General features: G+C 42.1%; 16 protein-coding genes and 1 tRNA gene. 9 read left to right on the forward strand and 8 right to left on the reverse strand.

Annotated elements, in window-relative coordinates:
• Nucleotides 1-194: 194 nt before the first annotated feature.
• The 5 genes from BSAG_RS10230 to BSAG_RS10210 all read left to right on the forward strand — a co-directional run bounded on the left by BSAG_RS10230 (nt 195) and on the right by BSAG_RS10210 (nt 10,055).
• The gene (locus BSAG_RS10230) at nt 195-2,480 is read left to right on the forward strand and encodes a GH92 family glycosyl hydrolase (protein WP_004311030.1); all 2,286 of its coding nucleotides are present in this window, start codon (nt 195-197) and stop codon (nt 2,478-2,480) included.
• Nucleotides 2,481-2,486: 6 nt separating this feature from the next.
• Complete coding sequence (locus tag BSAG_RS10225) at nt 2,487-4,829, forward strand: GH92 family glycosyl hydrolase (RefSeq protein ID WP_004313056.1); 2,343 nt, start codon at nt 2,487-2,489, stop codon at nt 4,827-4,829.
• 13 nt (nt 4,830-4,842) lie between these two features.
• Nucleotides 4,843-5,637, forward strand: coding sequence for a basic secretory family protein (locus tag BSAG_RS10220; RefSeq protein ID WP_004313054.1), 795 nt, complete (start codon nt 4,843-4,845; stop codon nt 5,635-5,637).
• Nucleotides 5,638-5,647: 10 nt separating this feature from the next.
• A complete protein-coding gene (locus BSAG_RS10215; RefSeq protein ID WP_004313053.1) occupies nt 5,648-8,005 on the forward strand; it encodes a GH92 family glycosyl hydrolase in 2,358 nt (785 codons plus the stop codon).
• A 103-nt stretch (nt 8,006-8,108) separates the two neighbouring features.
• Nucleotides 8,109-10,055, forward strand: a complete 1,947-nt coding sequence (locus tag BSAG_RS10210; RefSeq protein ID WP_004313052.1) for a glycoside hydrolase family 97 protein — start codon at nt 8,109-8,111, stop codon at nt 10,053-10,055.
• A gap of 407 nt (nt 10,056-10,462) precedes the next feature.
• On the opposite strand, the gene BSAG_RS10205 is transcribed toward BSAG_RS10210, so the two are convergent.
• From BSAG_RS10205 to BSAG_RS10190, 4 genes are all read right to left on the reverse strand, one after another.
• Nucleotides 10,463-11,257, reverse strand: coding sequence for a LytR/AlgR family response regulator transcription factor (locus BSAG_RS10205; protein ID WP_004311025.1), 795 nt, complete (start codon nt 11,255-11,257; stop codon nt 10,463-10,465).
• 5 nt (nt 11,258-11,262) lie between these two features.
• A complete protein-coding gene (locus BSAG_RS10200; RefSeq protein WP_004313051.1) occupies nt 11,263-12,330 on the reverse strand; it encodes a sensor histidine kinase in 1,068 nt (355 codons plus the stop codon).
• Nucleotides 12,331-12,400: 70 nt separating this feature from the next.
• Nucleotides 12,401-13,294, reverse strand: a complete 894-nt coding sequence (locus BSAG_RS10195) for an efflux RND transporter periplasmic adaptor subunit (protein ID WP_004313050.1) — start codon at nt 13,292-13,294, stop codon at nt 12,401-12,403.
• A gap of 62 nt (nt 13,295-13,356) precedes the next feature.
• Nucleotides 13,357-17,682 carry a CusA/CzcA family heavy metal efflux RND transporter gene (locus BSAG_RS10190; protein ID WP_008016017.1) on the reverse strand — a complete coding sequence of 1,442 codons (4,326 nt, stop codon included), beginning with the start codon at nt 17,680-17,682 and terminating at the stop codon, nt 13,357-13,359.
• Between the two features lie 210 nt (nt 17,683-17,892).
• Here BSAG_RS10190 and BSAG_RS10185 point away from each other — a divergent pair, with 210 nt between their 5' ends.
• Nucleotides 17,893-18,435 (forward strand): glutathione peroxidase, encoded by a 543-nt coding sequence (locus tag BSAG_RS10185; protein WP_008016018.1) that lies wholly within the window; start codon nt 17,893-17,895, stop codon nt 18,433-18,435.
• Here BSAG_RS10185 and BSAG_RS10180 read toward each other — a convergent pair.
• The 3 genes from BSAG_RS10180 to BSAG_RS10170 all read right to left on the reverse strand — a co-directional run bounded on the left by BSAG_RS10180 (nt 18,413) and on the right by BSAG_RS10170 (nt 20,328).
• Nucleotides 18,413-18,931, reverse strand: a complete 519-nt coding sequence (locus tag BSAG_RS10180) for an NUDIX hydrolase (RefSeq protein WP_004314599.1) — start codon at nt 18,929-18,931, stop codon at nt 18,413-18,415. The two genes, BSAG_RS10185 and BSAG_RS10180, sit on opposite strands and share 23 nt — an antisense overlap.
• 44 nt (nt 18,932-18,975) lie before the next feature.
• Entirely contained in the window at nt 18,976-20,196 is a 1,221-nt protein-coding gene (locus BSAG_RS10175) for an S-adenosylmethionine:tRNA ribosyltransferase-isomerase (RefSeq protein WP_004314598.1), read from the reverse strand.
• 57 nt (nt 20,197-20,253) lie between these two features.
• Nucleotides 20,254-20,328 (reverse strand) — tRNA-Pro (locus tag BSAG_RS10170).
• Nucleotides 20,329-20,791: 463 nt separating this feature from the next.
• Here BSAG_RS10170 and BSAG_RS10165 point away from each other — a divergent pair.
• Entirely contained in the window at nt 20,792-21,661 is an 870-nt protein-coding gene (locus BSAG_RS10165; protein WP_004314597.1) for a helix-turn-helix domain-containing protein, read from the forward strand.
• Between the two features lie 112 nt (nt 21,662-21,773).
• Here the strand turns inward: BSAG_RS10165 and aroB are convergent, their stop codons facing one another.
• Nucleotides 21,774-22,835, reverse strand: a complete 1,062-nt coding sequence (gene aroB, locus BSAG_RS10160; protein WP_004305415.1) for a 3-dehydroquinate synthase — start codon at nt 22,833-22,835, stop codon at nt 21,774-21,776.
• Between the two features lie 80 nt (nt 22,836-22,915).
• Here aroB and BSAG_RS10155 point away from each other — a divergent pair, with 80 nt between their 5' ends.
• Together BSAG_RS10155 and BSAG_RS10150 are read left to right on the forward strand one after the other, a co-directional pair.
• Nucleotides 22,916-23,320, forward strand: a complete 405-nt coding sequence (locus tag BSAG_RS10155; RefSeq protein WP_004305412.1) for a hypothetical protein — start codon at nt 22,916-22,918, stop codon at nt 23,318-23,320.
• Nucleotides 23,321-23,403: 83 nt separating this feature from the next.
• The gene (locus tag BSAG_RS10150; protein ID WP_004305411.1) at nt 23,404-26,325 is read left to right on the forward strand and encodes a TonB-dependent receptor; all 2,922 of its coding nucleotides are present in this window, start codon (nt 23,404-23,406) and stop codon (nt 26,323-26,325) included.
• Nucleotides 26,326-26,347 lie beyond the last annotated feature (22 nt).

Raw genomic sequence — 26,347 nt, forward strand, 5'->3', positions numbered from 1 at the left:
CATAAATATTATGTTTTGATTCTCAGTTATTTAACTTGTACTCTCGTTGACACTCGTTTCCTTTGGTTGACTATACTGCTATTTTTTCTTATTTTGGCGTATCAGAGGACTGATAATTGCTGAAAGATGCTTTAATTTGTAACATAAATAAAAAAGACTTGATAATCTAGTATTAATAGTTTAATTCGTAGACCATGAACAAAAAGAAACTACTATCTTTCGCAATAGCCCTGCTATTGGGAGTTTCCTCTACCTTTGCGCAAAAGCAACCGGTAGACTATGTGAATCCTTTAATGGGAACTGATTCGAAAATATCACTATCTAATGGGAATACATATCCTGCCATCGCGTTGCCTTGGGGAATGAACTTCTGGATGCCACAAACCGGAAAGATGGGTGACGGTTGGGCTTACACTTATGCATCCGACAAAATCAGAGGTTTCAAGCAAACGCATCAGCCCAGTCCGTGGATCAATGACTACGGTCAGTTCTCAATCATGCCGATGACTAAACAGTTGAAGATCGATCAGGATAGTCGTGCTTCCTGGTTCTCTCATAAGGCAGAGAAAGCCACTCCTTATTATTACAGTGTTTATTTGTCAGAGTATGACATGACAACTGAAATAGCTCCGACGGAACGTTGCGCATATTTCCGTTTCACTTTCCCTGAAACCTCTGATGCCTATGTGGTGGTAGATGCTTTCGACCGCGGTTCGTATGTGAAGGTGATTCCCGAAGAAAATAAAATAGTTGGTTATACGACACGCAATAGTGGCGGTGTTCCTCAAAACTTTAAGAATTACTTTGTGATAGAGTTCGACAAGCCTTTTACTTTCAATAAAGTATGGGCAGACTATCATTTGGTTGAAACACATCTCGAACTGCAATCCAATCACGTGGGTGCTGCTATCGGATTTTCGACGAAAAAAGGAGAACAAGTGCATGCAAAAGTGGCATCCTCATTCATCAGCCCCGAACAGGCGGAACTGAACTTGAAGGAAATTGGTAATAAGACCTTTGAACAGACAAAAGAGGCCGGTCGTAAGGCATGGAACAATGTCTTGGGGCGTATCAAGGTTGAAGACAGCGATGAGAACCGTATGCGTACGTTCTACTCTTGCTTGTATCGTTCGGTGTTGTTTCCCCGTATGTTTTACGAGGTAAACGGTAAGGGGGAGACTATACATTACAGTCCCTATAATGGTGAAATCCGTTCGGGATATATGTTTACCGACACTGGATTCTGGGATACTTTCCGTTGCTTGTTTCCATTTGTTAATTTGATATATCCTTCAATGGGTGAGAAGATGCAGGAAGGCCTGTTGAATACCTATCTTGAAAGTGGATTCTTTCCAGAATGGGCAAGCCCGGGCCATCGTGGTTGTATGGTTGGGAACAATTCAGCTTCTGTAGTGGCGGATGCCTTCATGAAGAATGTAACCAAAGCGGATGCAGAAAAAATGTACGAAGGCCTACTGAAAGGGGCCAATAGCGTACATCCGAAAGTTTCTACTACCGGACGCCGTGGATATGAATATTATAACAAACTGGGCTATGTGCCATACGATGTGAAAATTAATGAGAATGCGGCACGCACATTGGAATATGCATACGATGACTGGTGCATTTACCGTATGGGTGAAAAATTAGGCCGTCCGGCAGAAGAACTGGATGTTTATAAGAAAAGGAGTCAGAACTACCGTAATCTGTTCGATCCGGAAACTAAGTTGATGCGGGGAAAGAATTCTGACGGAACTTTCCAGACTCCTTTCAACCCTTTTAAATGGGGAGATGCCTTTACGGAAGGAAATAGTTGGCATTATACATGGTCGGTATTCCACGATGTACAAGGACTGGTTGATCTGATGGGCGGCAAGAAGATGTTTGTCAGTATGCTTGATTCTGTGTTCAATCTTCCTCCTGTATTTGATGATAGCTATTATGGAGGAGTGATTCACGAGATTCGTGAAATGGAAATTGCTAACATGGGTAACTATGCACATGGCAACCAACCTATCCAGCACATGATCTACTTGTATAACTATGCCGGCGAACCGTGGAAAGCCCAATATTGGTTGCGTGAGACGATGAACCGCCTCTATCTTCCTACTCCGGACGGTTATTGTGGAGATGAAGATAATGGACAGACTTCGGCTTGGTATGTATTTACTGCATTGGGATTTTATCCGGTATGTCCCGGCAGCAATGAATATGTAATGGGAGCTCCTTACTTCAAGAAAGCAACGATTACACTGGAGAACGGCAAGAAACTGGAAATCTCCGCCCCGAAGAATAACGATGATAATCGTTATATTCGTTCATTGAATTATAATGGCAAGAATTATACAAAGAATTATCTGAACCATTTCGATCTGTTGAAAGGCGGTCGTCTGGTGTTTGATATGGATAACAAACCGAATAAGGGAAGAGGTATCAACGAATCAGACTTCCCGTATTCATTCTCTCGTGACGCAAAGTAAGCTGATATGAATAATTTGAGAAAGAAAGTATTGATGATGACTATGGCGGCAGCAACTTTGTCCGCCATAGCTCAACAGCCGGTAGACTATGTGAATCCGATTATCGGGACCAATGGAATGGGGCATACTTTTCCCGGTGCTTGTACTCCTTTCGGATGGGTACAGTTGAGTCCGGACACAGACACAATTCCGCATAATGTAAATGGAGCTTATCAGAAAAATGCCTACGAGTATTGTGCCGGTTACCAATATAGGGACAAGACCATTGTTGGCTTCAGTCACACTCATCTTAGTGGTACGGGACATTCTGACTTGGGAGACATCTTGTTGATGCCTGCTGTTGGCGATGTGAAGTTAAATCCCGGTCGGGCGGATTATCCGGAAGAGGGATACCGTTCACGTTTTGACCATGCTACAGAAAAAGCTGTTCCCGGATATTATGAAGTGATACTGGACGATTATGGCATTAAGGCCCAACTGACAGCAACACAACGGACGGGTATACATAAATATACCTTCCCGAAAGGAAAAGATGGTCATTTGATTTTGGATCTGGTGCATGGTATTTATAATTATGACGGCAAAGTTCTATGGGCCAATTTGAGAGTCGAAAACGATACTCTGTTGACCGGATATCGTATCACCAATGGATGGGCGCGTACGAATTATACCTATTTTGCTATCTCTTTGTCACAGCCGATTAAAGACTACGGATATAAGGATAAGGAGAAAGTATTGTACAATGGCTTTTGGCGTCGTTTCAAGATGGAAAAGAACTTCCCTGAAATCACAGGTCGAAAAATTGTGGCTTACTTTAATTTCGATACGGCTAACAATTCGGAACTGGTCGTAAAAGTGGCATTGTCGGCAGTCAGTACGGAAGGGGCCATTAAGAATCTGCGTGCCGAGGCTTCCGGAAAGAGTTTCGAACAGTTGGCGGAAGCTGCTCGTACAGATTGGAATAGCGAACTGGAGCATTTCGAGATCGAAGGTACGCCCGATCAGAAAGCAATGTTCTATACTTCCCTTTACCACACCATGATTAATCCGTCTGTGTATATGGATGTAGACGGTTCCTATCGTGGGCTGGATCATAACATACACCGGGCGGAAGGATTTACCAACTACACTATATTTTCCCTTTGGGATACCTATCGTGCGGAACATCCTTTCTTGAATCTGGTGAAACCGGGACGCAATGCGGATATGGTGGAATCCATGATTAAACATGAGCAACAAAGCGTGCACGGAATGTTGCCGATATGGAGTCTGATGGGAAATGAAAACTGGTGTATGAGCGGTTATCATGCTGTGTCTGTACTGGCGGATGCAATAACCAAAGGCGTCTTTTCGAATGTGGATGAGGCATTGGCGGCAATGGTCAGTACATCCACCGTTCCGTATTATGAAGGTATAGCTGATTATATGAAGCTGGGATATATTCCGCTTGACAAAAGTGGTACAGCAGCTTCTTCTACTTTGGAGTATGCATACGACGATTGGACTATCTATCAGACAGCTTTGAAGGCAGGTAACAAGGAAATAGCGGAGACTTACCGAAAGCGTGCCCTCAATTATCGTACTATCTATGATACAAGTATTGGTTTTGCACGTCCCCGTTATAGTGACGGTTCTTTCAAGAAAGAGTTTGATGTATTACAAACCTATGGTGAAGGTTTTATCGAAGGCAATTCATGGAATTTCTCTTTTCATGTGCCGCACGATGTATTTGGCATGATCGATTTGATGGGAGGAGAAGGGACGTTCGTGCAGAAATTGGATGAACTGTTCTCCATGCATCTGCCGGAGAAGTACTATGAACATAATGAGGATATTACGGAAGACTGTTTGGTCGGCGGATATGTGCATGGTAATGAACCGAGCCACCATGTTCCTTATCTATATGCGTGGACTTCCCAGCCGTGGAAATCACAGTACTGGCTGCGTGAGATTCTGAATAAGATGTATAAGAATGATATTAACGGATTGGGTGGAAATGATGATTGCGGACAGATGTCAGCATGGTACCTTTTCTCCGTGATGGGCTTCTATCCGGTTTGTCCTGGTACAGACCAGTATGTATTGGGAGCGCCCTACCTACCTTATCTGAAGATGACGCTTCCTAATGGAAAAACATTAGAGATCAAAGCGCCGGGTGTCAGCGATAAGAAACGTTACGTGCAGTCGCTGAAATTGGACGGCAAAGTATACGACAAGATGTATATTACACATGAAGACATTTTGAAAGGAGGCGTGCTTGAATTCAAGATGGGTGCGTCACCTAACAAACGCCGCGGATTATCACCGGAGGATAAACCTTATTCATTAACTAACGGAATCAATCAATAATCAATAAAGAAATATGAAAAAGATACATTTAATCTATGCTGCTTGCCTGCTGGTAGGTATGGGGGCTTGTGCTGCAAGTGTGCAAAAGCAGGTGAAGGATAATTTTGATGTATGGAAAGAGTACAATACAGGTGCTATATTGTTTGAGGATAAAGCACCGGAAACGTTGGGATCGGACATTTATCACCGGATTATTCCCGATGCTGAATCGTACATCAAGGAACAGGCACGTACTGTATTAGCTACTCTTTACAATTCTCCGGAAGATAGTATTCCCGCAGTGCACAAGATACATTATACTTTGGAAGATATCAACGGTATTTCTGCTAAAGGCGGTGGCAATGGTGATGTGACGATTTTCTACAGTACACGTCATATTGAAAAATCTTTTGCAGCGAATGATACGGCAAAGTTGTTTTTCGAAACGCGCGGGGTATTGTTGCATGAACTGACACATGCTTATCAGCTGGAACCGCAAGGAATCGGTTCTTATGGAACCAATCGTGTGTTCTGGGCATTTATCGAGGGAATGGCAGATGCTGTGCGGGTTGCCAATGGAGGATTTGACGGACCGAATGCCCGTCCGAAAGGCGGGAACTATATGGACGGTTATCGTACAGCCGGTTATTTCTTTGTCTGGTTGCGTGATAACAAAGATCCTGAATTCCTGCGTAAGTTCAATCGCAGTACGTTGGAGGTGGTGCCTTGGTCGTTCGATGGTGCTATCAAACATATTTTAGGGAATGAATATAGTATTGACGAATTATGGCATGAGTATCAGGTCGCTGTAGGTGATATACAAGCATAATAATGTAAATATGGTGAGTGTTATGGGTAAAAGAGGATTGTTTTTAGTATGGCTGTGCCTGGTGAATATTTTGCCGGGCATGGCTCAAACCGAGAAACTGATTGATTATGTGAATCCATTTGTGGGAACAGATGGTTATGGTAATGTGTATCCGGGTGCGCAGATTCCTTTCGGAGGAATTCAGATGAGTCCGGACACGGATAGTAAATACTATGATGCGGCTTCCGGTTATAAATATAATCATTCCACCTTGTTGGGGTTCAGTCTGACTCATTTAAGCGGGACTGGTATACCTGATTTGGGAGACTTCTTGTTTATTCCCGGAACAGGAGAGATGAAACTGGATCCGGGGACACGTGAGGAGCCGGAAAAGGGATACCGTTCACGTTATTCTCATGAAAAGGAATGGGCATCACCTAATTATTATGCGGTGGAACTGTCAGATTATGGAGTAAAGGCTGAAATGACGTCAGGGGTACGTAGTGGTATGTTTCGCTTCACCTATCCTCAATCGGATAAAGCTTTTATAATGATTGATATGAACCATACTTTATGGCAATCTTGTGAATGGGCGAATCTGCGCATGGAAAATGATTCTACCATCACCGGATATAAACTGGTAAAAGGCTGGGGACCGGAACGGCATATCTATTTCACGGCTACTTTCTCTAAAAAGTTGACCGGCTTGCGCTTTATGCAGAATAAGAAACCGGTGATTTACAATACCTCCCGGTTTCGTAGCAGCTATGAGGCTTGGGGAAAGAATCTGATGGCTTGCATCTCTTTTGATACAAAAGCCGGAGAGGAAGTGATTGTAAAAACTGCTATTTCATCGGTCAGCACAAACGGAGCAAAGAACAATATGGCGGAACTTGCCGAACTCGCTTTCGATGATCTGAAAGCTAAAGGAGAAGCACTATGGGAAAAAGAACTTGGAAAATATACCCTTACTGCCGACCGTAAAACGAAAAGAACTTTCTATACATCGGCTTACCATGCGGCTTTGCATCCGTTCATCTTTCAGGATGCAGACGGGCAGTTTCGAGGATTAGATAAAAATATAGAGAAAGCCGAAGGATTTACCAACTATACGGTATTCTCTCTTTGGGATACCTACCGGGCTTTGCATCCCTGGTTCAATCTGGTGCAGCAGGAAGTGAATGCCGATATTGCCAATTCCATGTTGGCTCATTATGATAAGAGTGTGGAGAAAATGCTGCCTATCTGGTCGTTTTATGGAAATGAGACTTGGTGTATGATTGGTTATCATGCAGTTTCCGTATTGGCTGACATGATTGTGAAGGGAGTAAAAGGGTTCGATTACGAACGTGCGTATGAGGCTATGAAGACCACGGCGATGAATCCGAATTATGACTGTTTGCCGGAATATCGTATGATGGGATATGTGCCTTTCGATAAAGAGGCGGAATCAGTATCTAAAACATTGGAATATGCGTATGATGATTATTGCATGGCACAGGCTGCCAAGGCTTTGGGTAAAGAGGATGATTATCGTTATTTCTTGAATCGTGCACTCTCTTATCAGACTTTGATTGATCCGGAAACGAAGTATATGCGTGGCAAGGACAGTCAGGGAAACTGGCGTACACCGTTTACTCCGGTAGCTTATCAGGGACCCGGATCTGTAAATGGATGGGGGGATATTACGGAAGGCTTTACTGTACAATATACCTGGTACGTACCACAAGATGTACAAGGATATATGAACGAAGCTGGCGAAGATTGGTTCCGCAACCGGTTGGATGAACTGTTCACAGTAGAGTTGCCGGATGACATTCCGGGAGCACATGATATTCAAGGCCGTATCGGAGCCTATTGGCATGGAAATGAACCTTGCCATCATGTAGCGTATCTTTATAATTACTTGAAAGAACCTTGGAAATGTCAGAAGTGGGTACGGACGATTGCTGAACGTTTCTATGGCGATACTCCGGATGCATTAAGTGGCAATGACGATTGCGGACAGATGTCGGCTTGGTATATGTTCAATTGCATTGGCTTTTACCCGGTGGCTCCTTCAAGCAATATGTATAACATCGGTTCTCCTTGCGTTGAGGCAATAACAGTTCGGATGAGCAACGGAAAAGTGATTGAAATGGTAGCAGATAATTGGTCGCCGAAGAATGTGTATGTAAAGGAATTGTATGTGAATGGCAAGAAGTATGACAAATCTTATTTGAAATATGAGGATATACGTGATGGCGTGAAACTACGTTTTGTCATGAGCAATAAACCGAACTATAAGCGTGCGGTATCGGATGAAGCGGTAGCTCCTTCTTTGTCGTTGCCTGGAAAGACAATGAAATATCAGGCTAATTTGATGAAAACGTGTATATCAAACCAGTGAAAATGACTTTTGAAGGAGTATTACCCAGTCCGTTTGATAGTACGAAGTGATGTTTTTATTACATTTGCCATTGTAAAACGATTATTAATTAAATATCTAAATCATGAGAAGATATTTCCTGTTAGTTGTGTGTTTGTGCTTGGCATCACTACTTCGTGCACAGAATAAGTTAGAGTTAATTTCTCCCAATGGAGAGCTGAAAGTGTCCTTGAATCTCTCGGATAAAATCTATTATAGTATAGATTATAACGGAGATGTATTGTTGAAAGACAATTCCCTTCAGTTGACATTGAGGAATCAGGTGTTGGGACAAAATCCCAAACTGCGCCGTCAGAAACGTACGAGTGTCGACGAGCAATTAACTCCTATTGTTCCTTTGAAATATGCGAAAGTCAATAATCGTTATAATCAATTGCTACTGACCTTTAAAGATTATTCAGTAGAATTCCGTGCTTTTGACGATGGAGTTGCTTACCGGTTTATTACCTCACAAAAAGGTGATGTTGAAGTAATGAACGAAGAGTGTGCTATCAACTTCCCGTCGGATTATCTTCTTCACTTGCAACAACCGGGAGGCTTCCATACAGCTTATGAGGAACCTTACACACATGTTCAAAGTAATGCGTGGAAGCCTGAAGAACGGATAGCTGTTTTGCCAGTATTGATTGACACACAAAAAGACTATAAAATATTAATCAGCGAGTCGGATCTGGCTGATTATCCATGTATGTTTCTCAAAGGAACGGGGACGAACGGAGCAATCTCTGTTTTTCCTAAAGCTCCGCTTGCGTTTGCCGAAAACAGTGATCGAAGCGTGAAGATTACTCAAGAAGCTGATTACATTGCTAAAACAAAAGGTACGAGAAATTATCCTTGGCGTTACTTTGTGATAAGTAAAAATGATAAGCAGTTGATTGAGAATACAATGACTTATAAACTGGCTGAAAAGAATCAACTTCAGAATGTTTCATGGATTAAGCCGGGACAGGTGAGCTGGGAATGGTGGAATGACGCTTCTCCTTACGGACCGGATGTGAATTTTGTTTCCGGTTATAACTTGGATACTTATAAGTATTACATTGATTTTGCTTCTAAATTTGGTATTCCATATATTATTATGGATGAAGGTTGGGCTAAAAGTACACGTGATCCTTATACACCTAATCCCAAAGTAGACTTGCACGAGTTGATTCGTTATGGCAAAGAAAAAAATGTAGAGATTGTGCTTTGGTTGACATGGTTGACGGTAGAAAACAATTTTGATCTCTTCAAGACTTTCAATGAATGGGGAGTAAAAGGACTTAAGATTGATTTTATGGACAGAAGCGATCAGTGGATGGTCAACTTTTACGAACGGGTAGCCCGAGAAGCAGCCAAACATCATTTGTTTGTCGATTTTCATGGCTCTTTCAAACCTGCCGGACTGGAATATAAATATCCGAATGTATTGTCTTACGAAGGAGTGCGTGGAATGGAACAAATGGGCGGTTGTTATCCGGATAATAGTCTGTATTTACCGTTTATGCGTAATGCTGTCGGTCCGATGGATTATACTCCCGGAGCGATGATTAGTATGCAGCCTAATGTATATCGGTCGGAACGTCCTAATGCTGCAAGTATCGGAACACGTGCTTATCAGTTGGCACTCTTTGTGGTTTTTGAAAGTGGCCTGCAGATGTTGGCGGATAATCCTACTCTTTATTATCGTAATGAAGATTGTACCCGTTTCATCACACAAGTTCCCGTAACGTGGGACGAGACTGTGGCACTGGAAGCTAAAGCGGGTGAATATGTCGTTGTAGCAAAACGGAAAGGCGATAAGTGGTTTATAGGAGGAATGACTAACAATGGTGAAAAGGAACGTGAGTTTACCATAAAGTTAGATTTCTTGAATAAAGATCGCTCTTATCAAATGATATCTTTTGAGGATGGTATCAACGCAGGACGTCAGGCGATGGATTATCGTTGCAAGTCAGCCCAAGTGAAAGCCGGAGAACAGCTAACTATAAAGATGGTTAGAAATGGCGGCTTTGCAGCTGTCATTGAATGATGGCACATATTCTAACTTTCCATACGTAAAAATGGGAATCATCTTTCAATCTATCACCATTCTTCTGAAACGCATTGTTCATCGAGCTTTCAGGGTGGTGATAGATTGTTCTCCACCTATCATCTAATCATTCATCTATCACCGTTTGAAATGAACATGCCTGCATATAAATATAAGCTTGTATGTAAATAGAAGTTTCAACAGGGGATACCTTTGGTTTCAAGGCGGGAAACTTTAGTTTCCATTAGGGGAAACTGCAGTTTCAGAGGCTTGAAACTAAAGTTTCCAAGGCTTGAAACAAAGTGTTTTGCGGCTTGAAACTGTTTGTTTCAAGCGTTGAAACCAATCGTTTCACGGCACGAAACACTTTGTTTTGCTATTTGTTCTAAGAAGGCAATGCCTCGGAATTAACGTTTTCTCTTAGAGAACCACTCTTTAAACTCTGCTACTCGGGCTTTGCTGACAAGTATTTTTTCTTTGATTCCTGAATAATACAAGTTGATGGACAGGCGGCTGTTGAACCATAAGTCAATATCTTTAATAGCTTCTCGCGAAATAAGATATTGGCGGTTAGCCCGAAAGAAAAGAGAAGGATTGAGACACTCCGTAAGTTCATCTAATGTTTGAGAAAAACAGTATTCGGTTTCATCGGTTAAGACTACTTTGACCTGACAGTCCTTAATATAAAACAATTGTATCATATCTACAGAAACGGGCAATAGTTTGTCTCCTTTGGTAGGAATAAGGAAATGACTTTTATAGTTTTCCTGCTTTTGGAGTGAATGTATCAGTTTCAGTAGCTCATTCTCCTGTTGTGGAAAGGGGAACTGGTGTTTGTCAGCAGCATCTTGTAAACCTTGGAGCTTATCGAAAGCGTGTTCTATGTCTTCCTTACCGATGGGTTTTAATAAGTAGTCGATGCTGTTTACTTTGAATGCACGTAACGCATATTCATCATAGGCAGTTGTAAAGATAATCGGACAAGTAATATTGATATGATTGAATATCTCGAAGGCGGAACCATCTGCCAGGTGAATATCCATGAATACCAGTTCCGGCATCGGATGAGAACTGAACCATTCGATAGTGGAACTGATACTATCCAGTATGGTCACGATTTCTCCATTCGGTTTTATCTCATTAAGCAGTGAAGTCAGGTTTCGTACTGCTGCTTTTTCGTCTTCTATAATGACAATCTTCATGGTGATTATTGTTCTAGTTGTGATTTTTCAATCAAAGGAATACAAACTGTAAACTCTCTGTCCTCCGTTATTTGTATATCCCGTTTAAACAAAAGCCTGTATCGCTTGGCAAGGTTGGCAAGTCCGATACCGGTTCCGGAAGTTGCAGTCCATTTGGGCTGAATGTCGTTGCTGATAGACAAATTGCCGTTATCGTCCGTCGTGATATGAATGGTCAACGGCTTCCGGTTGCTGATTTCGTTGTGCTTTACTGCATTCTCAATCAACACTTGCACCGCCATTGGAGGGAGGAGATATTCTTCGTAGGCATTGCTTATCTGTATGTCGAATTGTAGATTGTTCTCAAAACGCATCTTTAATAGAAATATATAAGCGGAAACAAATTCCATTTCTTCCCGGAGACTGACACATTGTGACTCATTACTTTGCAAAGTATACCTTAGTACCCGGGAGAGTTCCTGAATGTAATCCTGCGCTTTATCTTGATTTTCGCGTACCAGCGAACGCAGGGTATTCAGCGAGTTGAACAGCATGTGTGGGTTCAGCTGATTCTTCAGTACTTCATACTGATTGCGGAGATTCTCTGCCTGAAGCTGTTCGTTTTCAATAAGTACCAGTTGCTGCTTGAATATAAGATGAATGATGCAGCAACTACTGGTGACGAGACATGCCACAATGAAATCCCGCAATGGATGCAAATAATGATGTACCATGGCATCGATGGCCGGAATATCAAACGTTCTGTGAAGGAAAACAAAAAACTGTCCTGACAAGTTACTCAATATCCATGTCACGATAAAGGAAAGCAAAATCTTTGTCCCTGTAATTTTAATGGACGCCTGATTGAAATGAAACAAACGGGTATTGATGGCAAAAAGTAACAATAGCGACAGAAAGGTAAAAAGTATTTCGTTTGCCACATCTATAAACTTCATCCCCGGGAATAAGGAATGACTTTCGAAACGGTCGAAAAGAGATACTGATTCAGGAAAATGAATCAGTACAGCAACCGCTAAGGAGATGATGACTGTGGAAAGTATATATTTATCTTTTTTTATTGCTTTGGCTATCATACAACAAAGATAGTGGTAAATTATGAGTTACCGGTTATAAAATGTCAATGCTGTTGTCACAGTTGGTCAATTATTGTTTCTGAATGTGTGCCGTGACATACATACCGGGGCGGAATTGTACATTTTCCTCCTTGATGGAAGCATACACTTCGAGCGAACGATTGGTTTCGTCTACTTTTTGTCCGATGGAAATCACGATACCGTGAAAGGTTTGTGTCCCCATTCCGTTTACACGAAACTGTACCGGGCTGCCGACTTGTATGTCTGCAAGATCTTTCTCGTAAGTAGTCAGGCAAAGCATCGGGCTGCTTTTATCGATAAGTTCGCAAAGTGCTTCTCCCGGATTGATATATTTGCCGATATTCATCTCTACATTAGCGGCATAACCACTAATAGGGGCTTTGACTTCCAGTAGCGGTTGTATTCCGTTCTTAAGTAATGCCTCCGTTTGAACGCCTAAAAGAGAAAGTTGTGCAGCAGCGGCGTCCTGGCGACTCTTCATGGAGAGAAAGTCCGCTTTACTTTGCTGGAATTTCTTTTGAGAAGCTGCTTGTTCGGCAGACAGATTTTTTTGCCGTTCGTATTCAGCTAAGAGATATTCGGTCTGTGCGTGACTGTCCAGATAAGTTTGTTGCAGGGTGATGAACTCCGGATTCTCTAACGTGGCGATTACACTGTTTGCAGCCACCCATTGCCCTGGAAGCAGAGAAGCTTTTTTTACAATGCCTCCCATGGTTAAAGCAATGGTTGCCTGACGTTGAGGAGGAAGAACGATTCGTCCGTTGAACGAAACCTGATTAGGCTTTGAGGTAGCTGAAGTGATGGCATCCACTTCGGGTTGTGCGATGGTATCTGCTATCGTTTCGGCAACGGGAATTGCGGCGGATTCGTTATTTGTAGTTTGCTGGTTTCCTTTGCAAGCCGTTAGAACTAGTAAAAGGATGGGATAAACTATTTTTTTCATATCTTATGTTTTATAATAATTATTCAGGGTGATGTATCTCATTCAATGTCTCGATTTTCCACCTACTTGAAAAGTTCATATTCCAGTGCAGCAATATTGTATTGGTAGACTGTTTCAATATAGCCTCTGCGTATCTCTCTGGCGGTGGTAATCGACTGTATATATTCGGCAATGCCTGTTTCGCTCTGCTGCAATTGCAGGTTGGCTGCCTTTGTCAGTTCATCCGCTTCTTTCAAGGCAGAAGAGGTATAATATCGTAAACTCTCATTATATCTGCGAAGGGATGCTTCCAGTTCGAGTGTCTTATTTCTTAACTCCCGGATGTTGGCATCTGCCTGTATTTGCGCTGAAGTAGCAGTTAGCCGTGCCTGCTTCACTTTGCTCTTTTGTGGTAGGAAGTAGATGGGGAAAGAAACCCCGATCATCCAGGCATTCAGATTCTTAAGTGGGAGAATGTCCTGACGGGTATACCCCACACTGATTTCAGGAAAGAAATGGCTCTGCTCTACACGGAGCATTGCTTTCGCTTCATCTGCCTGGCTTTGAAAGTAGGCAGTATGTGCTCCCGACAGGTTTCCATCCGAAATGCCGGTATAGAATAAGGATAAAGTGGAATCCACCGGAACAATGGGATCGTTGGAGTAGCAACTCCATTGGAAACGTGCCAATGCCATTTTCTCTTCTTCTTTTGCTTGGAACCAGCGGTTATGCAGATCGGCAGCTATGGTGGTCATCATATTTTTCTCTAGTAAGGTAATCTCTCCTTGTTGGTATCGTAATTCTCCGATGCGCTGCAGTTCTTCTGCCATTTTATCCTGATCCCGATACATTGAACAGAGGTTAGTGGCATATTGGTAGTAGGCCCACGCCCTTTTCACTTCTGCTGTGATTTCTTTCTCTACCATCTGCCGATAATAGGTGTTCGTTTTTACCTGACGGTTGACTAACGCATTCTTGTAGAATGGCGTTAGAAGGGAGCCCAGGCTTTGCTCGAAAGTCAGTTCCTTGTCTTTTTTGTTTTCTCCGTTAAGTTGACCCCAGGAATAGCTGAACGAGGTAGGCGTTGCTTCTATCACTTCTCCGCGAGTGGCTTTGGCTTGTTGAATAGCATTATTGGCTATTTTCAGGCGAGGATGATTTTGTTTGGCTATTTCTATGGCCTGTTCGAGACTGACTGTTTGTGTCTGTTGAGCGGAAACGAACGCGGGAAGAAACAAGAACAGGAGACACAATCCCCCGAAAGGCCGGCGCAGTTTGATTCCCGGACGTCTCCAGGTAGCAAATGAATTTACAATTTTGTAAAACACTGGAATGATGAGTAAAGTCAGTACGGTAGAAATAATCAAGCCACCGATGACCACTGTTGCCAACGGACGTTGTACTTCTGCGCCGGCTGAAGTGGCTATTGCCATCGGGACGAATCCCAAAGATGCAACCAGTCCTGTCAGGAATACAGGACGGAGCAAGTGTGGAGTCCCTCTTTTGATAATCTGGTTTGTAGTCATGGAATAGGTATTTTGTTTACGAAGTTCGTTGAAGTGATTTACCATCAGGATACCATTCAATACTGCTACCCCGAACAAGGCGATGAATCCTACTCCGGCCGATATGCTAAACGGGAGCCCGCGTAGCCAAAGTGCGGCGATACCACCGATGAGCGATAGGGGGACGGTTGAGAATACCATCAGGGTATAGGTGATGTTCTTGAATGCGAAGAACAGAATCAATAGAATGAGCATTAATGCTACGGGGATGACCACCAGTAAGGTATTGATGGCATTTTGCAAGTTTTCGAACTGGCCGCCGTATTCGAAGTAATATCCCGGTTTCAGTTTTATGTTCTTGTTCAGTGTCTCTTGAATATTGGAGACAACTTGCTGGATGTCTGCGTCACGCACATTGACCCCGATGACGATGCGCCGTTTGGTTGCATCCCGGTTGATTTGCAGTGGCCCACTGACAAGGTCGATGCTTGCTACCTCTCCAACAGGAATTTGAATTCCTTCCGAAGTGCGTACAAACAACTTATCAAGATTCAAGTCGGCCACTTTCTCCTGGTCAAGCCGGACCACGAGATCGAATCTCCGTTCGTTTTCAAAGATTACACCTGTTGACTCTCCGGCATAGGCAGTTCGGATAATGGTGTTAAGCTCTTGTATGTTGATGCCGTAACGGGCTATTTTGCCACGGTTGTATTTCACTACTAATTGGGGTAATCCCATCGTCTGCTCAACGATGACATCTGCTGCTCCCGGCACTTTCTCTACAAAGGTAGCTGCTTCTTTGGCTCTTTCATATAATTCGTGCGTATCTTCTCCATATAATTTGATGGCAATATCTGCTTTTGCTCCCGTCATCAGTTCGTTGAAGCGAAGCTGTATCGGTTGCGAGAAGTTGAATTCGGCAGGTTCGGAGAGCGGAGCAAGTGCATCTTTCATTTTATCCACCATTTCTGCACGGCTTCCGGCACTTGTCCATTCTTTAAATGGTTTCATGATAATCATCACATCGGCATCTTCCACTGCCATCGGGTCGGTGGGAACTTCCGCCGTTCCTATTTTGGCTACAACATGTTTGATTTCAGGGAATTTGTCCATTAATGCTTTCTCTGCCAAGCGGGATACTTCGATACTTTCGGTCAGCGAACTTCCTGCGGGTAGTGTCATTTGCATGGCAAAATCTCCTTCGTCCAAAGTAGGAATGAATTCTGCTCCCAGGCGGGTAAAGAGAAAAAGTGAACCAATCAGCGCGGAGAAGGCTACGATGACGGTACGCCATTTGTGACGAAGACAGGCTCGCAGGGTGTGCTGGTAGGTCTTGTTCAGTTTCTCGAAGAAGCGGTCGGCAAGGGTGGGTTTCACAACAATGGTATGCTTCAGAAAGAGGGAGGCCATCATGGGAACATAAGTCAGTGAAAGAATTAAGGCTCCGATAATGCAGAACACAAGTGTTTTAGCCATAGGAGTGAAATATTTCCCTTCAATCCCGTTCAATGTAAGGATGGGGAAGAAGACGATAAGGATAATCAACACTGCAAAAGTGGCCGAACGTGCAACGCCGGAAGCTCCTTTTTCCACTTCTTTGTCCATCTCTTTGCGGGTCAGTGTGCGGCCTCGGAATTGTTTTCCGTAAATGTGGGCGAGGATACCTTCCAAGATAACGATAGAGCCATCTACTACAATACCAAAGTCAATGGCACCGAGACTCATTAGATTGGCGGTGACATTGAATACACGCATCATGATAAAAGCGAAGAGCATTGCCAGCGGGATGACGGATGCGACAATCAGTCCGGCACGGAGGTTGCCGAGGAAGAGGATGAGTACAAGGAAGACGATAACCGCTCCTTCAATCAGGTTGTTGACAACTGTAGAGATGTTCCGGTTTACCAGTTCCGAACGGTTCAAGTAAGGTTCTATACTGACTCCTTCGGGTAATAGCTGCTGTATTTTTTCTACCCGTTTTTCGAGTTCTTGAGTCACTACATTTGCGTTGGCACCTTTTAGCATCATGGCAATTCCGCCGACACACTCGCCCTCACCATCCTTTGTCATGGCACCGAAACGCTTTGGGGAACCGAAGCGGACAACTCCTACATCACTGATATGTACCGGAATCCCATTCCGGTTGGTCACTACAATCTGTTCAATATCCTTGATGCGGGTAATCATACCTTCCGACCGGATATAGTAGGCATTCTTTATCTTCTCAATGTAGCTTCCTCCGGTATTTTGGTTGTTGCTGCTAAGTGCTTCGAACACCTCGCCGATAGTGATATTCAAAGAAAACAGGGCGTCCGGGTCGACGGCTACTTCATATTGTTTCAGGTAACCGCCGAAACTATTGATTTCTACTATACCGGGGATACCGGACAACTGACGTTTCACCATCCAGTCTTGAATGGTGCGGAGTTCCATTGCGTCATATTTCTTCTCATATCCGGGAGCTACCTTTAATATATACTGGTAAATCTCTCCCAAACCGGTGGTGATGGGCATCATCTCCGGTGTTCCGAGTTCGGAGGGAATCTCGCTTGTTACGCTTTGTATTTGTTCATTTATCAACTGCCGTGCATCGAGTGTGGGGACACTTTCTTTAAAAACGACCGTTACGACCGATAACCCGAAGCGGCTGACAGAACGGATATCTTCGACATTCATAATATTGCTCATCGCTATTTCGATAGGCATAGTGATGAGTTGTTCCACCTCTTGTGGCGCGAGTGTAGGAGATACGGTCACTATTTGTACCTGATTATTGGTAATGTCGGGCACGGCATCAATAGGTAGTGTCAGCATCGCATAGATACCTCCGATAAACAGGAAGAGAGTAGTGAGTCCTACAAACAGCTTCTTCTTGATTGAAAAACGTACAATAGCTGTAAACATGATTTTTGTTGTATTATTATTTCACGGTACAAAATTACTACCTATCTTCATCCGTTATCACTAAGAATAAATGAAGCGGAAAGATTGTGGGGTGAAGTGACGGATTTGGGAATTGAAAGATGTAAAATCATAGTTCTTGTTTCACTGCTGAACAAACATTTCTTTCAGTTTACTCGTTTAATATAAAAACAAACTAAATGTATATTCAGCATGAAAACATTCGTCTTGATGATGGTAAGCCTGTTGTTTGCAATTTCTTCGGAAGCGCAAAACAAGTCTTTTTATGATTTTACAGTGAAAACTATTGATGGTAAGGACTTTCCTCTTTCTTCACTGAAAGGTAAGAAAGTGCTGGTAGTCAACGTGGCATCTAAGTGTGGGCTGACGCCCCAGTATGCTCAACTGGAGAAACTATATGAGAAATATAAAGAAAAAGACTTTGTTGTTATCGGTTTTCCGGCGAATAACTTTATGGGACAAGAACCGGGTAGTAATGAGGAAATAGCCAAGTTCTGTTCTTTGAACTATGATGTTACTTTTCCGATGATGGCTAAGATTCCCGTTAAAGGAAAAGATATGGCTCCTCTTTATCAATGGTTGACGGAGAAAAAACAGAATGGAAAAGAAAACGCACCGGTTCAGTGGAATTTTCAGAAGTTTATGATTGATGAGAACGGACATTGGGCGGGAGTTGTGTCTCCGAAAGAAAGTCCGTTCTCTGAAAAGATTATTACTTGGATAGAGAAGGAATAAGAGAGACTTTTTTCAGCTCTTCTTCGAAGTTGGGAGTGAAGATTCCTTTACCCAGATTTTCTTTTATTTCTTCGATCTTCCAAAATCGTCCACCGTCCAGTTCGTCGCTGGGATGGATTTCTTCCTCATAAACGGTTTTGTGGACAAAAACAAGCTCTTTTTCACGGCTGGATTCAAAAACATAACTGGTGAGAAGCTCGGGAGTGAAGTCTGTGATGCCCAATTCTTCACGGACTTCTCTCTTTAGGGCGATTTCTACGCTTTCGCCCAAATCAATATGTCCACCCACAGCTGTATCCCATTTCCCCGGTTGAATGTCTTTCCATTCGGGGCGTTTCTGTAAGTAGATGTCTCCTTGGGCATTGAATACGTGAAGGTGAACCACCGGATGAAGCAGTTTGCTACCGCTGTGGCATTCTCCGCGAGTGGCGGCTCCGATGATATTTCCCTGTTCGTCTACGATAGGGAACATTTCCTGGTTATTATCGCTTGGCATAGTGTCTCTTATATTGCGTAAAATCTTTCGGAGAGGAGGATTTCTTATGGTATTAATAAAGAAGAATCTCCATAACTTAGGAATCGGAAATCATGCGCCAGTGCATAATCATAAATAGTGCGCCAATTCCCTTTTACAAAAGCTGAAACTAAAAGCAGCAAGGTACTTTGCGGCTGATGGAAATTAGTAACCATCGCTTTCACTATTTTATAATTGTATCCCGGTGCTATGATAATCTGTGTACTGGTGTGAAGGGTTTCCAAACCATTCCTGTCGAGATATCCTAATATCTTTTGCAGCGCAACAACGGGAGGAATTTGGTCGTACTTTTCATAAGGCTGCCATTGTTTGACACGTAGTTCTTCTTCCGTAGCATACGGATTTTCAGCCAATGTGACTCCAATGTGATACAGGCTTTCCAGAGTCCGTACAGAAGTAGTTCCTACTGCAATAGCACAACCGTCATGGTCAATCAGTTTTTTGATGGTACTCCGGTTGACCGATATATATTCCGTGTGCATCTCATGACCTTCGATTTCTTCACTTTTTACAGGTTTGAATGTGCCTGCTCCTACATGTAGAGTTAATTCTTCAAGATCAATCCCTTTTTCTTGAAGAGCATCCAATACTCGTGGAGTAAAATGTAATCCCGCCGTAGGCGCAGCTACCGAACCTTTAATCTTAGAATAAACAGTCTGATAAGTCTCCTTGTCACTTTCTTCCGTATCCCGGTTTAAGTAAGGAGGAATAGGAAGTTCTCCGAATACTTCAAGGATATCGGCAAACGTCACTTCCGGATTATCCCATGCAAAATCTACCCAATGGCTGGTTCCTTTACATTCTCCTCGGGTAGCGGTCAGAGTAATAGGGAATCCTTTGACGGTCATTTCCCGTTTCAACTGTCCGTCTTTCCATTTCTTCAGATTGCCGATCATGCAAAGCCAGGCGGCATGTGCTGTCTGTTGGAAATTCAAGACATAATCGTTTGGCTGGATCGGTTCAAGACAAAACACTTCGATCAGTGCTCCCGTCTCTTTTCGAAAATGGAGGCGCGCCTGAATGACTTTTGTATTATTGAATATCATCAGACTGCCTTGCAGCAGATATTCCGGCAAAGAAGTGAAAACATCTTCACTGATTTCTCCACGACGGTATATTAAGAGTTTGGACTGGTCGCGGGTAGGCAACGGGAATTTAGCAATACGTTCATCCGGAAGAGGATAACTGTATTCACTGATATGGATATGTCTAGGATCTTCTTTCATTGTTTTCTAAAATAAAAAGAGGTTAGAACCCATTCGGTTTCTAACCTCTTTAACCAGTCGGGGTGACTGGATTCGAACCAGCGACCACACGCCCCCCAGACGCGTACTCTAACCGGGCTGAGCTACACCCCGAATTGCGGATGCAAAAGTACAGATTAATTTTTAATTAGCAAATAATCCGTTGATTTTTCTAGTATGAATTGTGCCGATTTATAGCTATTATTCTGATTATTAGTCTTTCTTGTGGTCATGCAAATCTTTATCTCAATGAGTTAGTAGTTCTTTTGATTGCCTCTTATGTGATATAAAAGTACATTTCTTTAATTTTGCTTGAATTAGAAAACAATCTACTTATTTTTCATTTGAAAGCATTAATCCTTTTCTTGTCCTAAAAACACTATAAAAACCAGGTCAGTCTATAATAAAACGAAATAGGAAAATGATAAATGAACTAACAATCAGAGAGTTTGTTTATAAATTAATGTAAATAAAAGGTGTTTGACTTCCTTAGTATGATACTATATTTCCATTTTTGGTGCGTGGTAAATTAGGAAGTTATACATTTGTAAAAAGACTTAGTTTAGAAAGGTGTTAAATGTTAGACATTAAAAATAGAGAGACATTAGAGATATACGTCCTGGGTGACGATTTTAAATTTTATCAAAATCTGAAGTATCTTCCTTTGACTTCTTATCCTTCTAATAATCAATCAGCTTTGATTATATATTGTTTAGGTGGAAAGGCCAAAATTACAGTGCATGAAGATGTACATTGGATACAACCGGAGGAATTGATTATATTATTACCCGGACAATTTGTCTCATTTAGTGAGCCAAGTGAAGATTTCTCGACCGTTACGATGGTTATATCTACTTCACTGTTTAGTGATGCGTTAAGTGGTGTGCCCAGATTTTCTCCGCATTTCTTTTTCTATATGCGGACTCATTACTGGTATCCGCAGACGGAACGCGATATTCCCCGGATGTATAATTATCTGGGTATGATAAAAGATAAAGTTACCTCTCAAGATATATATAGGCGTGAGCTGATTATTCATTTGTTGAGGTATCTGTATCTGGAACTGTTCAATGCTTATCAAAAGGAATCGACCTTGATGACTGCCCGCAGGGATACCCGTAAAGAAGAGTTGGCTAATAAATTCTTTGGGCTTATCATGAAGCATTTTAAGGAGAATAAGGATGTGGCTTTTTATGCGGATAAACTGTGTATTACTTCCAAATACCTGACTATGGTAATTAAGGAGACAAGCGGGAAGTCTGCTAAAGACTGGATTGTTGAATACATCATATTAGAAATCAAGGCTTTGTTGAAAAACACAAGCCTGAACATTCAGGAAATAGCGATTAAAACGAACTTTGCGAATCAATCGTCGCTTGGACGTTTTTTTAGAAAGCATACAGGAATGTCGCTTTCACAATATCGAATGAGTAACTTAGAACAATAGTGCGGACAATTGCCTCACAATAGGCAATAATATCTATAGGGATTGGGAAGAGAAAGGGAATGAAGTCTATTTCATTCCCTTTTACTATGTGGTATATCTGATGTAGGATGGATTAAATTCCCATACATTCGCGATAGAAGTCGAGCATTTCGAAGATAGTGTCCTTATCGGCAGTCTGATTGATGCAAATGTCTCCAATATCTTTTAGTAAGGTGAAATTGATAGTACCTGAAGTATTCTTTTTATCATGCGTCATAAATGCATACAGTTGGTCATATTTCTTGCAGTCGAAAGTAAATACACCATAATTATCCTTGATAAACTGGATCGTTTGCCGCATTTTCTCTTTCGGGAAACCTACTTTGAGATGAGAAAGATACAGTTCGCACACAATTCCCCAAGCTACTGCATATCCATGTAATACAGGACGGTTTTCTGCCAGTGCCATACTTTCGAACGCATGTCCTACGGTGTGTCCCAGATTTAATGCTTTGCGGATTCCATGTTCGAAGGGATCCTGTTCTACAATATCTTCTTTCACTTGTACCGATTGGCCTACCAATTGTTTGAGAGCTGCATAATCAATACTAGAGGAATCGAAATTGAGCAATTCTGCCCAATGTGCCGTATTGCTAATCAAACCATGCTTCAACATTTCAGCATATCCGGAGAAGAAATTGTGTGTGTCCAATGTGCGTAGGAATTCAGTTTCAATCAATACACTGTTTGCCGGAGCGAAAGCACCGATTTCATTTTTCAGTCCGTTGAAGTTGATTCCTGTTTTACCCCCCACTGATGCGTCCACCATGGCGAGCAGGGTGGTTGGTATATTGATATAGGAAATGCCCCGTTTGAATGTAGCTGCGGCAAAACCTCCGAGATCTGTCACCATCCCTCCTCCAAGATTGATAAGTAAAGAGTGGCGGGTAGCCCCTTGAGTGCTTAATGCCATCCAGACGGAAGCGAGTGTTTCCAGAGTTTTATGCACATCTTCTGCTCCGATACAGATTTCTACAGCATCTTTCAACAGCCCCGATTCCTTTAGAGAGGGGAGACAAAGACGCTGGGTATGCTCGTCTGTGAGGACGAATAATTTGTCATGCGGACATAGCTCAATGGCACGACCGAGGCTCGTTTCCAAGCTTTCGCAGAGAATAACTTCTTGTTTACTCATGATTCTTTTGCTTTTTTACTCTGCAAATGTATATAAAATATCTTTTTTTACTTACTTTTGTCTCATTAAAACGTTTAATCATGAAAGCATTATTACCTGTATATTGTCGTCCTTTAGGATATGTTGTCTTGTTGGTAGCTCTGTTTATCCCTTTTATTTTGGTGATGCAGGGAGTAGTAACTGATACTAATTTGCTGTTTTATAAAGAATGTACAAAGTTGTTGATGATGGCAGGATGCTTGTTGATAATCTTTGCATTGAGTAAGAATGAAAGCCGTGAAACGGAGCAAATCCGGAATTCGGCTGTTCGTAATGCTATCTTTTTGACATTCTTGTTCGTCTTTGGTGGTATGTTGTGGCGTGTTATGCAAGGAGATGTGATAAACGTCGATACTTCCTCTTTCCTTACTTTTCTGGTTTTTAATGTGCTTTGTCTGGAGTTTGGTCTGAAAAAAGCGCTTGTTGATCGATTCTTTAAAAGATAATTTTCTTTTCAATTAAACCTTTTGCGATTCGATTTGTCAAAAAGACATTGTTATTGCTACTAATATAATCGTAAATAAGGTAAATGAAAAGATTTTCAGCAGGGTTGGTGCTGATGTTGCTATGCACCTTCTCAATTTTTGCACAGAATAAGGTTATTACCGTTTCGGGACGTGTGGTGGAATCCGATACTAAAGAGCCCGCAGCGCAGGCTACAGTTCAATTGCTATCATTACCTGATAGTGCTTATGCCGCCGGTATAGCCAGTAGTAACCAGGGATGGTTTACTCTCCCCAAAGTAAAAGCCGGAAAATATGTGTTGAAAGTTTCCTATATTGGATTCCGAACCAAGCTCGTACCGGTACAATTATCTGCTAACGCCACTGATAAAAAATTGGGAACCATTACATTGGACCCTGATGCTGTCATGCTGAAGGAAGCGGTGATTACTGCCGAAGCTCCGCAGGTGGTCGTGAAAGAAGATACGCTGGAATATAACTCAACAGCTTACCGTACTCCCGAAGGGGCGATGCTCGAAGAGTTGGTGAAGAAACTTCCGGGAGCAGAAATAGACGATGACGGTAACGTCAAAATCAATGGTAAAGAAGTAAAGAAGATTATGGTGGATGGTAAAGAGTTCTTTGGCGGTGATGTGAAAACCGGATTGAAGAACTTACCGGTCAACATGATCGACAAACTGAAGACGTACGATAAAAAGTCTGATTTGGCACGTGTTACCGGAATAGATGACGGAGAAGAAGAAACTGTTCTTGACCTGAAAGTGAAGAAAGGTATGAATCAAGGTTGGTTTGGTAATGCAAGTGTTGCCGGTGGTACAGAAGATCGTTACGGAAGCAACTTGATGTTGAATCGTTTTGTCGATAATAGCCAATTCTCTTTAATCGGTTCTGCTAATAATGTGAACGATCAGGGATTCTCCGGTGGAGGTGGCGGACCTCGTTTCCGGAACAGCAATGGTTTGACTGCTACCAAGATGTTAGGGGCTAACTTTGCTACCCAGACTGAAAAATTGGAACTGGGAGGTAGTGCCCGTTATAATTTCAGTGATCGGGATGCAACATCTACAAACTACTCGGAACGTTTCCTGCAAAATGGAAATTCTTATTCAAATTCGAACAGTAAAGGCCGCAATAAGAATACGAACTTTAATGCAGACTTTCGGTTGGAGTGGAAACCGGACACATTGACAAATATCATTTTCCGTCCGAACGTTTCTTATGGAAAGTCTAATAGTTATTCTATTTCCGAATCGGGAACTTTTAATGGAGATCCATTTAATTTGGTGTCTAATCCTAATGAGTTTTTGAATAAGATTTTCTGGGGAAGTACGGATGATCCTTTAGAAGCTATTCGTGTCAACGCCAGTAATAGTGAATCAAAATCTGAAGGGCAGAATCTCTCTGCAAATGCTTCTTTGCAAGTGAATCGTAGATTGAATAATCAGGGACGAAACATCACTTTCCGTGGTACATTTAGTTATGGAGATAATGACAGCGAACAGTTTAGTGAATCATTGACGCGTTATTTTGATGATAATGCAAAAAAAGAAGATGATGAGCGTAAACAATATACTACTTCTCCAACCAAAAATTATGATTATACTGCCGAACTGACCTATAGCGAACCGATAGCGAGAGCTACCTTCTTACAGTTCCGCTATAAATTTCAATATAAATATAGTGAAAGTGACAGAAGTACATACAGCTTGATTCCTGATGCCGATAAAGGACAGGATTGGTTTTGGAATTTTGGTGATGGCCTGCCTGTAGGATATGAAGAGAATAAAGATAGAGATTTGAGTAAGTATGCTCAATATAAATATTATAACCATGATATTAATGCAGGACTAAATATTATCCGCGAGAAATATAGATTGAACTTTGGAGTATCTTTGCAACCGCAGAACACCAGATTGGATTATAAGAAAGCCGAAGTAGATACTGTAGTAAAAAGAAATGTGTTCAATTTTGCTCCTAACGTTGATTTTCGTTACAGATTTTCTAAAGTCAGCCAGTTGCGCTTTACCTATCGGGGACGTGCAAGCCAGCCGAGTATGGAAAATTTGCTTGATGTAACTGATGACTCTAATCCGTTGAATATCCGTAAGGGTAATCCGGGATTGAAACCTTCTTTCTCTCATTCTATGCGTTTGTTTTATAATACTTATAATGCAGATAAACAGCGTGGCATGATGGCTCATGTAAACTTGAATATGACTCAAAATAGCATTACTAATGCCACTACTTATAATCAGAGTACTGGTGGAGTGACTGTTAAACCGGAGAATATCAACGGAAACTGGAATGCGATGGGAATGTTTGGATTCAATACAGCATTGAGAGACAAGCGGTTTACCATAAATTCTTTCTCCCGTGCTAATTATACCAATGCAGTTTCTTATCTTTTTAATGACGATACTAAAATAAATGACAAGAACACTAGTACGACACTGACTTTCGGAGAGAATCTGAATGGAACTTTCCGTAACGACTGGTTTGAATTTACCTTGAATGGTTCAATCAACTATAACTTTGAGCGAAATCAACTGCGTCCGGAAAACAATCAAGAACCCTATACATTTGGTTATGGTGCAAGTACTAATATCTCTTTACCTTGGAGTATGACGTTGTCTACCAATATCACTAATAACGCTCGTCGTGGTTATCGTGATGCCAGTATGAATAAGAATGAACTTATTTGGAATGCACAGATTGCCCAAAACTTCCTGAAAGGCAATGCCGCAACCATCAGTTTTGAAGTATATGATATTCTGCGGCAGCAATCTAATATCAGCCGTTCGTTAACAGCCGATATGCGTTCTGTTTCTGAATATAACGGAATTAATAGCTACTGCATGCTTCGTTTCTCTTATCGTCTGAATGTTTTTGGAAATAAAGAAGCTCGCGGCAATATGCGTCATGGCGGTTTTGATGGTGGTGGACCTCGTGGCCCGCGTGGTGGCTTTGGAGGTGGCAGACCACACTAAAGCAGAGTAATAGGTTTAAATA

It is taken from the genome of Bacteroides sp. D1 (genome assembly GCF_000157095.2).
In the GTDB taxonomy this organism is placed as follows: domain Bacteria; phylum Bacteroidota; class Bacteroidia; order Bacteroidales; family Bacteroidaceae; genus Bacteroides; species Bacteroides xylanisolvens.